13 protein-coding genes are annotated in these 14,208 nt (G+C 72.9%); 2 read left to right on the top strand and 11 right to left on the bottom strand.

Annotated features, from left to right (window positions below; translation table 11 throughout):
* Nucleotides 1-35: 35 nt before the first annotated feature.
* The 8 genes from AC067J_RS33315 to AC067J_RS33280 form a co-directional block, all read right to left on the bottom strand.
* Nucleotides 36-1,280, bottom strand: a complete 1,245-nt coding sequence (locus AC067J_RS33315) for a cytochrome P450 (RefSeq protein ID WP_478305605.1) — start codon at nt 1,278-1,280, stop codon at nt 36-38.
* On the bottom strand, nt 1,277-2,026 hold the full coding sequence (locus tag AC067J_RS33310; protein WP_478305603.1) for a GTP-binding protein: 750 nt from the start codon (nt 2,024-2,026) through the stop codon (nt 1,277-1,279). The genes AC067J_RS33315 and AC067J_RS33310 overlap by 4 nt, the downstream gene beginning before the upstream one ends.
* Entirely contained in the window at nt 2,007-2,396 is a 390-nt protein-coding gene (locus tag AC067J_RS33305) for a DUF742 domain-containing protein (protein WP_478305601.1), read from the bottom strand. Before AC067J_RS33305 ends, AC067J_RS33310 begins: the two co-directional genes overlap by 20 nt.
* Nucleotides 2,393-2,860, bottom strand: coding sequence for a roadblock/LC7 domain-containing protein (locus AC067J_RS33300; RefSeq protein ID WP_478305599.1), 468 nt, complete (start codon nt 2,858-2,860; stop codon nt 2,393-2,395). The genes AC067J_RS33305 and AC067J_RS33300 overlap by 4 nt, the downstream gene beginning before the upstream one ends.
* Nucleotides 2,860-4,614 carry a sensor histidine kinase gene (locus AC067J_RS33295; RefSeq protein ID WP_478305597.1) on the bottom strand — a complete coding sequence of 585 codons (1,755 nt, stop codon included), beginning with the start codon at nt 4,612-4,614 and terminating at the stop codon, nt 2,860-2,862. The genes AC067J_RS33300 and AC067J_RS33295 overlap by 1 nt, the downstream gene beginning before the upstream one ends.
* A gap of 236 nt (nt 4,615-4,850) precedes the next feature.
* Nucleotides 4,851-5,408, bottom strand: coding sequence for a Clp protease N-terminal domain-containing protein (locus AC067J_RS33290; protein ID WP_478305595.1), 558 nt, complete (start codon nt 5,406-5,408; stop codon nt 4,851-4,853).
* Between the two features lie 3 nt (nt 5,409-5,411).
* The gene (locus tag AC067J_RS33285; RefSeq protein WP_478305593.1) at nt 5,412-5,648 is read right to left on the bottom strand and encodes an RNA polymerase subunit sigma-70; all 237 of its coding nucleotides are present in this window, start codon (nt 5,646-5,648) and stop codon (nt 5,412-5,414) included.
* Between the two features lie 152 nt (nt 5,649-5,800).
* Nucleotides 5,801-6,478 (bottom strand): nitroreductase family protein, encoded by a 678-nt coding sequence (locus AC067J_RS33280; protein ID WP_478305591.1) that lies wholly within the window; start codon nt 6,476-6,478, stop codon nt 5,801-5,803.
* A 68-nt stretch (nt 6,479-6,546) separates the two neighbouring features.
* Between AC067J_RS33280 and AC067J_RS33275 the strand changes: the two genes are divergently transcribed.
* Entirely contained in the window at nt 6,547-6,942 is a 396-nt protein-coding gene (locus tag AC067J_RS33275) for a winged helix-turn-helix transcriptional regulator (RefSeq protein ID WP_478305589.1), read from the top strand.
* Nucleotides 6,943-7,044: 102 nt separating this feature from the next.
* On the opposite strand, the gene AC067J_RS33270 is transcribed toward AC067J_RS33275, so the two are convergent.
* Both AC067J_RS33270 and nrdR read right to left on the bottom strand, forming a co-directional pair.
* Nucleotides 7,045-9,942, bottom strand: coding sequence for a vitamin B12-dependent ribonucleotide reductase (locus AC067J_RS33270; protein WP_478305587.1), 2,898 nt, complete (start codon nt 9,940-9,942; stop codon nt 7,045-7,047).
* Between the two features lie 216 nt (nt 9,943-10,158).
* Nucleotides 10,159-10,656, bottom strand: a complete 498-nt coding sequence (gene nrdR / locus AC067J_RS33265; protein ID WP_327681172.1) for a transcriptional regulator NrdR — start codon at nt 10,654-10,656, stop codon at nt 10,159-10,161.
* A gap of 567 nt (nt 10,657-11,223) precedes the next feature.
* Between nrdR and lexA the strand changes: the two genes are divergently transcribed.
* The gene (gene lexA / locus AC067J_RS33260) at nt 11,224-11,886 is read left to right on the top strand and encodes a transcriptional repressor LexA (RefSeq protein ID WP_224281048.1); all 663 of its coding nucleotides are present in this window, start codon (nt 11,224-11,226) and stop codon (nt 11,884-11,886) included.
* A gap of 177 nt (nt 11,887-12,063) precedes the next feature.
* Here the strand turns inward: lexA and AC067J_RS33255 are convergent, their stop codons facing one another.
* Complete coding sequence (locus AC067J_RS33255) at nt 12,064-14,205, bottom strand: ATP-dependent DNA helicase (RefSeq protein ID WP_478305585.1); 2,142 nt, start codon at nt 14,203-14,205, stop codon at nt 12,064-12,066.
* Nucleotides 14,206-14,208 lie beyond the last annotated feature (3 nt).

The raw sequence follows: 14,208 nt of genomic DNA, 5'->3' as shown, positions 1-14,208 counted from the left end.
CCTTCGGTTCTGGTCCTGCTACACAACGACGGGTCTCAGCCCGCGTACCCCGGGGTGTACGACACCGGCAGCGCCACCAGCCCGCGCACCCACGCCGACGGCCGCCACACCAGCGCGTGCTCGGCCACCGCCAGCCGCAGGTCCGGCAGCCGGTCCAGCAGCACCTCGACCGCCGTCGTCGCGATCACCTCGGCCGCCTCCTGCGCCGGGAACGGACAGCCGTGCTCGCCGTACGAGTAGCTCAGGTACGCCCGGTTGCCCTCGGCCGGACGGCCGTCCGCCTGCCGCACCGACGGGTCCGCGTTCGCCCCGGCGAAGCCGAGCAGCACCATGTCCCCGGCGGCGATCCGCTGCCCGCCCAGCCGGGTGTCCCGGGTCGCCCAGCGCCCGGCGAAGATCTGCGTCGGGGTGTCCTCCCAGAGCGCCTCGTTCAGCGCCTGGCTGATGCTGCGCCGGCCGCCGGAGAGCGAGGCGGCGAACCGCTCGTCGGTCAGCATCAGCCGCAGCGCGTTGGAGATCCAGTACGAGGTCGGCTGGTGGCCGGCGATCAGCAGCACCCGCAGGTCCCGCATGACCTCCTCGTGGTCCAGGCCCGCCGGGTGCGCCAGCATCCGCGAGGCGATGTCGTCGCCCGGGTGCACGGCCTTCTCCTGGACCAGCTCCAGCATGGTGGCGAGCAGCCGCTGCGCGCCGGCCGGCGCGTCCGGACCGCCGTCCAGCATGGCGAGCAGGCCCTCGATCAGGACCGGCGCCTGCTCCTCGCTCAGCCCGAGCACCCGGCAGAGCACCAGCAGCGGCAGCCGGTGCGCGTACTCGGCGACCAGGTCGGCCTCGCCGCGGCCGGCGAACCCGTCGATCAGCCGGTCCGCGAGCTCCTCGCAGTGCTTGCGCAGCTCGTACGGGTCGACGGCGGCCAGCGCGTCGGTGACCGCCCGGGAGCGGCGGACGTGCTCCTCGCCCTCGGCGTACAGGATCGACGGCACCGGGGCCATCATCGGCTTGAGCGGCCAGTCCTCCGGGACGGTCGCCCAACCGGTCCAGCGGGTCGAGTCCCGGCCGAACAGCTGCGGCTGACCGGTCACCAGCTGCAGCTCGCGGTAGCCGATCACCAGCCAGGCCGGGACCCCGCCGGCCAGCTCGACCGGCGCGACCGGGCCGTGCACGGACCGGAGCTCACGGTAGAGCTGGGCCGGGTCGGTCTGGAAGCGCGGCCCGTACAGCGGGGTGGCGCCGGCGTGCGCGGGGCAGCCCGGCGGCGGGGTGGCGGCGGGCTCGGTCACGGGGTGCTCTCCTCATAGACGGTGGCGGCGGCAGCGGCGCGCGGGCCCGCCGCCTCGGCCTCGGCCCGGGCGGCCAGGTGGCGGACCAGCTCGATCAGCACCCGCTTGCCGGACGCCCGGTCGCGGGCGTCGCAGTCCACCAGCGGCACCTCGGGCGGCAGGTCGAGCGCCTCGCGGACCTGCTCCAGGGTGTGGGTCGGCTCGCCGAAGTTGTTTCGGGCGACGATGAACGGCGTGCCGTGGTGCTCCAGCCGGTCGATGGCGTACCAGGAGTCCGCCAGCCGCCGGGTGTCCACCAGGACGACCGCGCCGAGGGCGCCGCTGAACAGCCGGTCCCAGAGGAACCAGAACCGCTCCTGGCCCGGCGCGCCGAACAGGTACAGCACCTGGCTGGCGGAGAGCGTGATCCGGCCGAAGTCGAACGCGACGGTGGTGGACCGCTTGCCCCAGGCGCCCGAGGGGTCGTCGATCCCCTCGCCCGCCTTGGTCATGGTCTCCTCGGTGTTCAGCGGGCGGATCTCGCTGACCGAGCCGACCAGGGTGGTCTTGCCCACGCCGAAGCCGCCGACCACGACGATCTTGAACGCGTTGTCGGCGGTGCGGCGCAGCGGCGTCCGGCGGGCCGGCCGGGTGTCGGGGACCGCGGCCGGGGCCGGGAGCCCGGACTCGGCCGGGACCGCGTCCGGGGCCCCGTCAAGGGCCGGAGCCACGGCGCCGTCCGGGCCCTCAGAGCTGTTGGAGTCCATGCAACACCTGCTTCAGCGTGTCGAGATCGGGCAGCCGGGCCTTGTTCGGCGCGAACCGGGGGTGGCGGGCGGTGACCGCCCCGGCCTCCAGGAGGTCGCCGAGGAGGATCTTCACCACCGACACCGGCAGGGCCAGTTCGGCGGCGACCTCCACCACCGCGGTCGGCGCCTCGCACATCCGCAGGATGCGCACGTGCTCCGACTGCATGCCCGGAGCCGGCTCGCGCTCGGCGACGATCAGGGTGACCAGGTCGAAGGCGTTCTCCGGGGCCCGGCTGCGGCCGCGGGTGATGGTGTACAGGCGGTCCGGGTCGTCGTCCCGGCCCGGCAGGGCCGGCCGCCCGTCGGTGCTCCCCCCGCGCTCGCTCATGCCCGGGCGCTCTCACGGGTCGCGGCGTCCCCCGACCCGCCGGCCGGCTCGCCGTCCGCCCCGGCGTCGTCCCGGGCCGGGGCGCTGAGGTGGACGCCGATCTGCTCGATCAGACCGTGCATGTTGTGACCGACCACGCCCACGTCCGCGTCCTCGTCGGTCACCACGGCCAGGTGGGCGCCCTCGCCGGCCGCCACGATGCAGAGGACGCCGCCGTGGAACTCGGTCATCGACTGCCGCACGCCACCGCTGCCGTCGCCGAACTCGATGGAGGCGCCGTGCGCCAGGCTCTGCAGTCCGGAGGCGATGGCGGCCAGCTGGTCGGCCTGGTCGGCGCTCAGCCCGGAGGTGTGGCAGAGCTTGAGGCCGTCGGCGGAGAGCACCAGGGCGTGCCGGGTGCCGGGGGTGGCGGTCAGCAGGTTTTCCAACAGCCAGTCGAGGTCACGGTCGGTGGCGCTGCTCATCAGGAGTCCTTCTCGGTGACGGGGGAAGCGTCGGACGTGGTCGTGGACGTGGTCGCGTCCGTGTCCGTGGTCGGCGCGTCGGTGCCCGTGGTCGGCACGTCGGCGCCCTTGGCCTGCTGAGCGGCCCGGCGGAACGCGCCGAACCGGGCGGCGGCGCTCGCCGCGTCGGTGCGGGCGGGCCGCTCGGCGGGCTCGGCCGCGGGGGCGGCCGAGGTCAGCGTCTGGCCCCGGCGGCGCTGCGGCAGGCCGCTGTCGGTGACCGGGACCGGGGCGTGGGCCGGCCGCGGTTCCGGGATCGCCGCGGCCACGGACGCGGCCGGAGCCGGCGGGACGGCGGGTGCGGCTGCGGGGCTCGTGAGCGCCGGGCCGGCGAGCGCGGGGGCGGCGAGCGCCGGGCGCGCGGGGGTGAGCGCGGGGCGCGGGACGGCCGCGGCGATCTGCTCGGTGACGACGGGCGCCGGTACGGGCGCCGGCGCGGCGTGCGTGACCAGCTGCTGCGGGATCAGCATCACCACCCCGGTACCGCCGCGGGCCGACGGCCGGAAGGAGATCTGCAGCCCGTACTTGCGGGCCAGCACGCCGACCACCGCGAGACCGATCCTGGTCCCCGCGGACAGCGTGGTGAGGTCGAGCGGCTCGGCCGAAACGGCCCGCTCGGCCCGGCGCAGCCAGCTGTCGCCGAGCCCCAGGCCGCTGTCCTCGACGGTGATCACCAGGCCCGCCGGCACCTCCTCGACGTAGACGTGCACCTCGGCGGGCGGCGCGGAGAAGGTGGTGGCGTTGTCCATCAGCTCGGCGAGCGCGTGCATCACGCCCTCGGCCGCGAACCCGGCCACCGCGGCCGTGCTCGCGTTGTGCAGCCGGACGCGCTGGTAGGCGCCGATCCGGCCGAGGGCGCCGCGCAGCACCGACTCCACGGCGATCGGCTTGGCCCAGCGGCGGCCCGAGCGGGCACCGGTGAGCACCGCGATGCCGTCCGCCATCCGGCCGGCCTGCGCGGTGGAGTGGTCCAGCCGGAGCAGGTCCCCCAGGACCTCCTCGTCGTGCCGGTGCTGCATCTCGCGCAGCTCCGCGTGCATGCTCGTGGCCAGCGCCTGGACCCGGCCGGCGGCGGTCGCGCAGACCGCCAGGGCGGCGGCCCGCAGCCGCTCGCCGCGGCCGATCTCCTCGGCGACGGCGCGCAGCAGCGGGTACTGGGGGTGGTCGCGGTGCGGGGCGAGCGCGCCGTCGACGGACGTGCCGGTCCGCAGCCGCTTCGCCACCTCGGGCAGCACCTCGTCGGCAAGCCGCTCCAGCGCCGCGCGCTCGGTCCGCTCGGCCTCGGCCTCGGCCCGCACCCGGGCGAGTTCCGCGCGGGCGGCGGCGGCGTCCGCCTCGGCGCGCTCCTGCCCGGCGACGGCCTCGTCCCGTTCGGTCTCCCGGACGGCGGCCAGCTGCAGGGCGGCCGTCTTGGCCTGGGTGGCCGCGCCGGCGACCACCAGTGCCGCCACGGCCTCGTCGTCCTGCCCGGCCAGCTCCTCGCCCAGCCGGCGGGCCCGTTCGGTGGCGCTCCCCGCCTGCCAGACGGCGATCAGCCACAGCGCGGTGACCGCGCACACGGCGGCGGCGGTCAGCGGCTGCCCGGCGTCCATCGCCCGCAGCACCCCCACCGGCCCGGCCACCGCTGCCAGCAGGGCGGCGGCCGCCGTCAGGGCCTTGGTACGCGCGGCGGGTCGTCGGCGCGGCCCGCCGTCGGGGCTGGTGCGTTCTGTCATCGGTGGCGGTGTCCTCGGCAGCGGGGCGGGGCGAATGCGCGACCGCCCGGCCGACGTCGTGAAACGTCTCCGGGCGGGTGATTCGGTACACGCAGTCGGCCGATCATATCCATTCAGACCGTGCTATCAACCGACAAGTTGACGGTCAGTCTCGTTCACCCACGCTCCGTATACCGAACCACCCCGGGCCACCCGCGCCCCGCTCACCCTGCCCTCACCCGGCCATCACCGGGCACTCACGCCAGCGCCGCTTCCACCGCCCGCCGCACGGCCGCCGGGTCGAGCCCGTGCCCGGCGACCACCCGCGCTCCGAGCCCCTCGCCCTCCCGGAGCACGCCCAGCAGCAGGTGTCCGACCGCGATGTGACCCGACTTCAACCGCAGCGACTCGCGCAGCGACAGCTCCAGGGCCTTCCGCGCCGGCGCCGTGAACGGACTGCGCCGCCCCTCGGACCGGAACCACCCGCGCCGGCGCGACTCGTCCTTCGGCGGCGCGTCCAGCGCACCCGCTCCGAACACGGACTCCACCGCCTCCCGGACGGCCTCCAGGTCCACCCCGATCGAGGCCAGCGCCTGCGCGTCGTCCCCCTCCCCCAGGAGCCGCCGGACGGCCTGCCGGGCCTCCTCGTGGTCCAGCCCGGCCTCGATCAGCACCCGCGCCGCCGGATCCTCCGGCTCGGCCAGGACCGCCAGCAGCAGGTGCTCCGTGCCGACGCACCCGTGCCGCAGGTCCGCCGACTCCTGCCCCGCCCGGCCGACCACCCGGCGGGCCTCATCGGTGAATCGCTCGAACATCGCTCAGTCCCCGTCCTTCCCAGTGCCCGTCCCGCGCTTCGCGTACTTCTTGTGCACCGCCTGCCTGGAGACCCCCAGGCACACCGCGATCTCCTGCCAGGACCACCCGCGCTCGCGCGCGTTGCCCACCTGCAGCCCCTCCAGCCGGTCCGCCAGCTCCCGCAGAGCCCGCACCGACCGCAGTCCCACCGCCGGGTCCCGGCTGCTCGCCGCGGCCGCCAACTCTCCGCTCTCGCTCATGCTGTCAACCTAGGTTGACACTCGCCCCATGTCAACCCAGGTTGACGACAAAGCCGAAAGGGCGGGGCGGGGACGCGATGTCCCCGCCCCGCCTTGAGTGGTGGCCCGCCTCACCCCAGAGGCGACCGGATGTCACCGGTGCGGGGCACCCGTCACCGGCGTGCGGCACTCCCCGCCCCGTCGGCCCCGTACGACTCGCGGAAGACGGTGCGCTCCGTGGCGCGCCGACCCGGATGGCGCCGGTCGCCCTCCGCCGGATAGCCGACCGACACCAGCAGGGCGACGGCCAGGTCGTCACGGCCGTCGATCCCGATCACCTTCTTCACCTTCGCCTCGTCCCAGCCGTTCATGGGCGAAGTCGCCAGGCCCATCTCGGTGGCGGCGAGCATCACGAAGGATGCCGCGATCATGGCGTCCTTGACCGCGTACTCCCGGAGCAGACCCCGTCGGTCGAGGTCCTCCTGGAACTCCTGCGACGCGGCGGAGAACATCGCGATGAACTCGTCGTTCCACGCCCCGCTGCGCCGCGCCTGCTCGTAGACGTCGCTGTGGTCGTCACGCCAGGACTGGGGCTCGGCGACGAAGACCAGGACGACCGGGGCCTCCTGCGGCTGGGGCTGGCCCCCCGTGGCCCAGGCCAGTCCCGCGCGGCCCTCGTCCCCGGACACCGCGACGATCGAACGGTCCTGCAGGTTCCAGCTGGTGGGGGCCTCGACGGCGAGAGCGAGGAGCGCGTCGAGCGCGGCCTCCGGGATCGGGTCGGGCAGGTAGTGGCGGACGGTGCGGCGGGTGCGGATCGCTTCCGCGACGGACATCGTGGGGCTCGTCATGTGACTCACTATTGGAGAGTCACTCTCCAACGGGAAGAGGGCACTATTTAGTGCGTTACTCTCCCCGCATGAAGACCACTGTGGAATCGTCCGGACTGCCGGCCGACGTCTACTCCGCGAAGTGCCCGACGCGTCAGGTCCTCGACCACGTCTCCGGCAAGTGGACCGTCCTGGTCGTGGACGCCCTCCTCGGAGGCACCCTGCGGTACACCGAACTGAGCCGCCGCATCGAGGGCGTGTCGCAGAAGATGCTCACCCAGACCCTGCGCGGCCTCGAAGCCGACGGGTTCGTCACCCGCACCGTGCACCCCACCGTTCCGCCCCGGGTCGAGTACGACCTGACGGAGCTCGGCCGCAGCCTCGCGGAGCCGATCACCGCGCTCCGCCAGTGGACGGAGGCCCACATCAACGAGATCGAGCGGGCCCGGGCCAGGGTCGCGTCGGAAGCCGGGAAGGCCCCCTGACCAGGTGCGGCGGATGCCCCCCGGCACAACGGGAGCGGGGAGCCGGGCATCGCCCGACTCCCCGCTCCGACCGGGCGCTCCACGCCCGGTGAGTGCCCGCTGTCAGCTGCAGCCGCTGGTGGAGCCGCAGCCCTCGCAGAGGTAGCAGCTGCCCGCGCGGCGCATCTTGGTGCCGCAGGAGAAGCAGAGCGGCGCGTCGGCGTTGAGGCCCAGCTGGATCTCGATCAGCTCGGTCGAGTTGTGCGCCTGGGCCGGGCTCGCCTTGGGGGCCGGAGCGGCGACCGGGGCCGGCCTGGCCACCGCGGCGGCCGGAGCCACCGGCGCGGACTGGGCGAGCGACTCGGTGTCCAGCTCGTCGGCCTCCAGCGGCTCGTAGGAGCCCGTCTCCAGGTGGCGGGTCCGCTCCTCGACGGAGTGGATGCCGAGCGCCGAGCGGGTCTCGAACGGCAGGAAGTCGAGCGCCAGGCGGCGGAAGATGTAGTCGACGATCGACTGCGCCATCCGGACGTCCGGGTCGTCGGTCAGGCCGGCCGGCTCGAAGCGCATGTTGGTGAACTTCGAGACGTAGGTCTCCAGCGGCACGCCGTACTGGAGGCCGACCGAGACGGCGATGGAGAACGCGTCCATCATGCCCGCGAGGGTCGAGCCCTGCTTGGACATCTTCAGGAAGACCTCGCCGAGGCCGTCGTCCGGGTAGGAGTTGGCGGTCATGTAGCCCTCGGCGCCACCGACCGTGAAGGAGGTGGTGATGCCCGGGCGGCCCTTGGGGAGGCGCTTGCGGACCGGGCGGTACTCGACGACCTTCTCCACCGCGGCGGCCGGGGCCGCGGCGTCGGCCTTGACCTCGTCGCCGGCCTTCTTCTTCGCCGAGAGCGGCTGGCCGACCTTGCAGTTGTCGCGGTAGATGGCGAGCGCCTTGACGCCCATCTTCCACGCCTCGAAGTAGATCTCCTCGATCTCCTCGACGGTGGCGGACTCCGGCATGTTCACCGTCTTGGAGATGGCGCCGGAGATCCACGGCTGGATCGCCGCCATCATCCGCACGTGGCCCATCGCCGAGATGACGCGCTCGCCCATCGCGCAGTCGAAGACCTCGTAGTGCGCGGTCCTCAGGCCGGGCGCGTCGACCACGTTGCCGTGCTCGGCGATGTGGGCGACGATCGCCTCGATCTGCTCGTCCTGGTAGCCCAGGCGCTTGAGGGCGCGCGGGACGGTGCCGTTGACGATCTGCATCGAGCCGCCGCCGACCAGCTTCTTGAACTTGACCAGCGCGAGGTCGGGCTCCACGCCGGTGGTGTCGCAGTCCATCATCAGGCCGATGGTGCCGGTCGGGGCGAGCACCGAGGCCTGGGCGTTGCGGAAGCCGTTCTGCGCGCCGATCCGCAGGACGTCCTGCCAGGTCTCGTTCGCGGCGGCCCAGACGGGGGCGTCCAGCTCGTCGCGGGAGACGGCGGCGAGCGAGGCGTCGGCGTGCTGCTTCATGACCCGCTGGTGCGGGGCCGCGTTGCGGGCGTAGCCGTCGTACGGGCCGACGACGCCGGCGAGTTCGGCGCCGCGGCGGTAGGCGGTGCCGGTCATCAGGGAGGTGATGGCGCCGGCCAGGGCGCGGCCGCCCTCGCTGTCGTACGCGTGGCCGGTCGCCATCAGCAGGGCGCCGAGGTTGGCGTAGCCGATGCCGAGCTGGCGGTAGGCGCGGGTGGTCTCGCCGATCTTCTCGGTGGGGAAGTCGGCGAAGCAGATGGAGATGTCCATCGCGGTGATGACCAGCTCGACGACCTTGGCGAAGCGCTCGGCGTCGAACGAGTCGTCGTCGCGGAGGAACTTCATCAGGTTGAGCGAGGCGAGGTTGCAGCTGGAGTTGTCCAGGTGCATGTACTCGGAGCAGGGGTTGGACGCGTTGATCCGGCCGGACTCCGGGCAGGTGTGCCAGTGGTTGATGGTGGAGTCGTACTGGATGCCGGGGTCGGCGCAGGCCCAGGCGGCCTCGGCCATCTTGCGGAAGAGCTTCTTCGCGTCGACGGTCTCGATGACCTCGCCGGTCATCCGGGCGCGCAGGCCGAATTCGGTGCCGTTCTCGACGGCGGTCATGAATTCGTCGTTGACCCGGACGGAGTTGTTGGCGTTCTGGTACTGGACGGAGGTGATGTCGTCCCCGCCGAGGTCCATGTCGAAGCCCGCGTCGCGCAGGGCGCGGATCTTCTCCTCCTCCTTGACCTTGGTCTCGATGAAGGCCTCGACGTCCGGGTGGTCGACGTCGAGGACGACCATCTTGGCCGCGCGGCGGGTGGCGCCGCCGGACTTGATGGTGCCGGCGGAGGCGTCGGCGCCGCGCATGAAGGAGACCGGGCCGGAGGCGTTGCCGCCGGAGGAGAGGAGCTCCTTGGAGGAGCGGATCCGGGAGAGGTTGAGGCCGGCGCCGGAGCCGCCCTTGAAGATCATGCCCTCTTCCTTGTACCAGTCGAGGATCGACTCCATGGAGTCGTCGACGGCCAGGATGAAGCAGGCCGAGACCTGCTGGGGCTGCTTGGTGCCGACGTTGAACCAGACCGGCGAGTTGAAGCTGAACACCTGGTGGAGGAGGGCGTGGGTCAGCTCGTGCTCGAAGACCTCGGCGTCCTCCGGGGCGGCGAAGTAGCCGTTCTTCTCACCGGCGGCGCGGTAGGTGAGCACCACGCGGTCGATGATCTGCTTGAGGCTCCACTCGCGCTGCGGGGTGCCGACGGCGCCGCGGAAGTACTTGGAGGTGACGATGTTCACGGCGTTGACCGACCAGAAGTCGGGGAACTCGACGCCGCGCTGCTCGAAGTTGATCGAGCCGTCGCGCCAGTTGGTCATGACGACGTCGCGCCGCTCCCAGCGGACCTCGTCGTAGGGGTGCACGCCAGGGGTGGTGTGGATGCGCTCGATCCGCAGGCCGCCCTTGGGGGCCTTGCCGGCACCCTTGGCCCCGGTCCTGTCGGACTTCGACCCGCGTGCGGAACCGCTCGTGGTGTCTGTCACTTCTCGCTCCTCCTCCTGGTTGGGCAAACGCCCGAAGTGCACCGAAAAATCCGGGCACGGCCTGGTTCGCTCTTCCGGTGTGCGGGCAGACGGGACCCCCGACCGCCCGTGCACGTTTTGTCATGGTCTGTGCGCCGTTTTCGGGCACACGTCGGCCCCTGAAGGGCCGTGGGGTTGCTGCCGGCCCCGGAAGGGGCCGGTGGTGGGGCCGGGCCGCTAGGGCGCGGCGGCGGGGACGGGCACGCAGGTGCCGTCCGCCTCGGGGACGGGTCGCTCGGCGCGGAGTTCCGCGATGGCGGCCTCGAAGTCTTCGAGCCCGTCGTACGCCTGGTAGACGCTGGCGAAGCGCAGGTAGGCGACGACGTCGAGCTCCTTGAGCGGGCCGAGTATGGCCAGCCCGACATCATGGGTGGTGAGTTCGGCGTTGCCGGTGGCCCGCACGCACTCCTCGACCCGCTGGCCGAGCTGGGCGAGGGCGTCCTCGGTGACCGGGCGGCCCTGGCAGGCCTTGCGGACTCCGGAGATGACCTTCTCCCGGGAGAACGGCTCGGTGACGCCGCTGCGCTTGATGACCATCAGCGCGGCCGTCTCCACCGTGGTGAAACGGCGGCCGCAGTCCGGGCACTGCCGTCGGCGGCGGATGCAGCTGCCGTCCTCGGTGGTCCGGCTGTCGACGACGCGGCTGTCGGAGTGCCGGCAGAAGGGGCAGTGCACCTGAGGATCCCTCCTTGGCAGGACGTGCGGACTGAGTCGAGTCTATGCGATCCCGGGGCACCCGAGGCAACCCGATCTTGACGTCGCAACCACAAGTACTGGGTCACGGAGAGGACTGTAGCCACTACATGTAGGTCTGAGGCGGATCCGGAGGCGCTGGCGTGTCGCCCCGGACTAAACTGCCGAAGTCGACTTCGACTCGAACATTTAATCGATGTACAACAAAGCCTTGATCGAGTCAGCCAACTCCCGAATAATTCACTCGAACGTGTGTTTGGCGCAACCTTTCGATACGAGGTGCGTTGGGCTGGAAAAAGGAGAGGACAGCCGTCGAGAGGGGCCGCCATGAACACCGTCGAAACCAACACCATCCCGGTGCAGGAACACTCCCAGCTCAAGGTGGGGCAGCGCACCACGAATCAGCAGAGTGTGGACATCAGCATGGACCGCAGTAGCGAAGAACACCGCCTCTCCGGCCCCGGCCATTCCGGCGTGGGCCGCGTTCCGGACCAGCCCATCGAACACTCCCCCGTGCTGGACGACGCCCATCCCGCGCCGACCCGTTCGATGCCCGGCCGGCCGCCCGGGATCCGCACCGACGAGGCCGGGCTCACCGAACGCCAGCGCCGGGTGATCGAGGTCATCCGGGACTCGGTCCAGCGGCGGGGCTACCCGCCGTCCATGCGGGAGATCGGCCAGGCCGTCGGCCTGTCCAGCACCTCGTCCGTCGCCCACCAGCTGATGGCCCTGGAGCGCAAGGGCTTCCTCCGGCGCGACCCGCACCGCCCGCGCGCCTACGAGGTCCGCGGCGTCGAGGTGGCCCGCCCGAACACCGCCGAGACGGCCGGCCGGCCGTCCACCTCGTACGTCCCGCTGGTCGGCCGGATCGCCGCCGGCGGGCCGATCCTGGCCGAGCAGACGGTCGAGGACGTCTTCCCGCTGCCGCGGCAGCTGGTCGGCGAGGGCGAGCTGTTCGCGCTCACCGTGCGCGGCGACTCGATGATCGAGGCCGCCATCTGCGACGGCGACTGGGTCACCGTCCGCCGCCAGCCGGTCGCCGAGAACGGCGACATCGTGGCCGCGATGATCGACGGCGAGGCCACCGTCAAGCGCCTCAAGCGCGAGGACGGCCGGATCTGGCTGATGCCGCACAACCCGGCGTACGAGCCGATCAACGGCGACAACGCGACCATCCTGGGCAAGGTCGTGGCGGTCCTCCGCCGGCTCTGACCACTCCACGGCACACCACCCCGCCCCGGCAGGAGGGCAGCCGCACGAGGGCGTACGGGAAGGGGCTCCACGCGACAGCGCGGAGCCCCTCCGTCGTTCCCGGACGCGAACCGTCCCGGGCACGCGCCGTCCCCGGTGCGCACCGTCCCCGGCGCGCACCGTGCCCGGGAGCGGCCCTCAGCCCCGCTTGGCCACCGGCCGGACCGGCGCCGCCGAGGCGTCGATGGCCGCCAGCGACCGGCGCACCTGGTTGCGGTCCGTGGTGTACCAGAACTCCGGCATCGAGGAGCGGAAGAAGCCCCCGTACCGCTTGGTCTCCACTCGCGGGTCGAGCACCGCCACCACCCCGCGGTCGTCCGCCGCCCGCACCAGCCGGCCCGCGCCCTGCGCCATCAGCAGCGCCGCGTGGGTGGCCGCGACGGCCATGAAGCCGTTCCCGCCGCGCTGTTCGACGTCCTTCTGGCGGGCGCTCATCAGCGGGTCGTCCGGGCGCGGGAAGGGGATCCGGTCCATCACCACCAGCTGGCAGGCCGAGCCGGGCACGTCCACGCCCTGCCAGAGCGAGAGCGTGCCGAACAGGCAGGTCGTCGCGTCCGAGGCGAACTCGCGGATCAACTCGCCCAGGGTGTCCTCCCCCTGGAGCAGGATCCGGTTGTCGAGCCGTTCCCGCAACGCCTCGGCGGCCGTCTGGGCGCCGCGCATGGAGGAGAAGAGGCCCAGCGTCCGCCCGCCGGCCGCGCCGATCAGTTCGGTCAGCTCGTCCAGCATGTCCGGCCGTTCCGGGTCCCGGCCGGGGTCGGCCAGGTGCCGGGCGACGTACAGGATGCCCTGCTTGGGGTACTTGAACGGCGAGCCGACGTCGATTCCCCGCCAGTGCGGCACGGGCTCGTCCCCGAAGCCGGCACCGGCCGCCTCCGGGTTGTCGCCCGGCGTGCGCGCGTCCGGCAGCCGTGCCTCGGACGGCAGGCCGACCGAGGCGGCCACGCCGTTGAAGTCCCCGCCGAGCTTGAGCGTGGCGGAGGTGAGCACCACCGACCGCTCCTTGTACAGCCCCTCGCGCAGCAGGCCGGAGACGCTCAGCGGGGCGACCCGCAGCGAGGCGGTGCCCAGCCCGAAGCGGTCGCTGCGCTCGATCCAGACGACGTCGTACTCGGAGTCCTGGAGCAGCCGGTCGGCGGTCTCGTGCAGCGTCTCGGCGGAGGCCATCGCCTGCTTGCGGACGGCGTCCTCGTCGGTGAGCCCCTTGTCCCTGGTCTCGCCGAGCGAGGTGATCACCTGCCGGGCGGCGTCCCGGATCGCGGTGACCGCGTACCCCAGGTACTCGGGGAGCTCCTCGACCCGGCCGGGCTGGGCGGTCTCCATCAGGCCGTGGTAGTTCTCGGCGGCGGCCTGGAGCGCGTCGACGGCCTTCTCGTTGGCGAGCCGGGCGGCCCGCTTGACCGCCCGGTTCACCGCGCCGACGGTCAGCTCGGCGGTGGCCGCCCCGGTGACCCGGTTGACCAGCTCGTGGGCCTCGTCGACGATCAGCAGCCCGTGCTCGGGCAGGACCGGAGCGCCCTCGATGGCGTCGATGGCGAGCATCGCGTGGTTGGTGACCACCACGTCCGCGAGCTTGGCCCGCTCGCGGGCCTTCTCGGCGAAGCACTCCTGCCCGTACGCGCACCTGGTCGCGCCGAGGCACTCCTTGGAGGTCACCGAGAGCTGGGCCCAGGCCTTGTCGGAGACGCCGGGGCTCATGTCGTCCCGGTCGCCGGTCTCGGTCTCGTCGGCCCAGTCGCGCAGCCGGAGCACCTCCTGGCCGAGCTTGCCGGTGGGGCCGCCCATCGCCTCCACCGGGTCGAAGAGGCCCTCGCCCTCCTCGCTCGGGGTGCCCTCGTTGGCCCGGTGCAGGCAGAGGTAGTTGGAGCGGCCCTTGAGCATCGCGAACAGCGGGCGGCGGCGCAGCACCGGGTGCAGCGCCTCCACGGTGCGCGGCAGGTCCCGCTCGACCAGCTGGCGTTGGAGGGCCAGGGTGGCGGTCGCGACCACCACCCGGTCCCCGTGGGCGAGCGCCGGCACCAGGTAGGCGAGGGACTTTCCGGTGCCGGTGCCGGCCTGGACGAGCAGGTGCTCGCTGTGGTCGACGGCGTCGGCGACGGCCTCGGCCATCCGGAGCTGGCCGGGGCGCTCGACGCCGCCGACGGACGCCACCGCGGCGTGCAGCAGCTCGGGGATGCGGGCCCGGGGGACGGCCTCGACGGGCGTGTCCGGGGCCTCCGCGGAGTCCGCGGCGTCGGCGGCGTCCTCGGCGGGGAGCGGGGATTCGGAGTCGTTCGTCATGAC

The organism is Kitasatospora sp. NPDC042419, from assembly GCF_056437345.1.
Note: the sequence above shows the minus strand (reverse complement) of the source record. Positions and strands in the feature narration are given on the sequence as shown.

Coding starts and splice junctions, on each gene's coding strand:
- AC067J_RS33310 (WP_478305603.1), bottom strand. CDS start 2,026: ATGGACTCCAACAGCTCTGAGGGCCCGGACGGCGCCGTGGCTCCGGCC.
- AC067J_RS33305 (WP_478305601.1), bottom strand. CDS start 2,396: ATGAGCGAGCGCGGGGGGAGCACCGACGGGCGGCCGGCCCTGCCGGGC.
- AC067J_RS33300 (WP_478305599.1), bottom strand. CDS start 2,860: ATGAGCAGCGCCACCGACCGTGACCTCGACTGGCTGTTGGAAAACCTG.
- AC067J_RS33295 (WP_478305597.1), bottom strand. CDS start 4,614: ATGACAGAACGCACCAGCCCCGACGGCGGGCCGCGCCGACGACCCGCC.
- AC067J_RS33290 (WP_478305595.1), bottom strand. CDS start 5,408: ATGTTCGAGCGATTCACCGATGAGGCCCGCCGGGTGGTCGGCCGGGCG.
- AC067J_RS33285 (WP_478305593.1), bottom strand. CDS start 5,648: ATGAGCGAGAGCGGAGAGTTGGCGGCCGCGGCGAGCAGCCGGGACCCG.
- AC067J_RS33280 (WP_478305591.1), bottom strand. CDS start 6,478: ATGACGAGCCCCACGATGTCCGTCGCGGAAGCGATCCGCACCCGCCGC.
- AC067J_RS33275 (WP_478305589.1), top strand. CDS start 6,547: ATGAAGACCACTGTGGAATCGTCCGGACTGCCGGCCGACGTCTACTCC.
- lexA (WP_224281048.1), top strand. CDS start 11,224: ATGCCCGGCCGGCCGCCCGGGATCCGCACCGACGAGGCCGGGCTCACC.
- AC067J_RS33255 (WP_478305585.1), bottom strand. CDS start 14,205: ATGACGAACGACTCCGAATCCCCGCTCCCCGCCGAGGACGCCGCCGAC.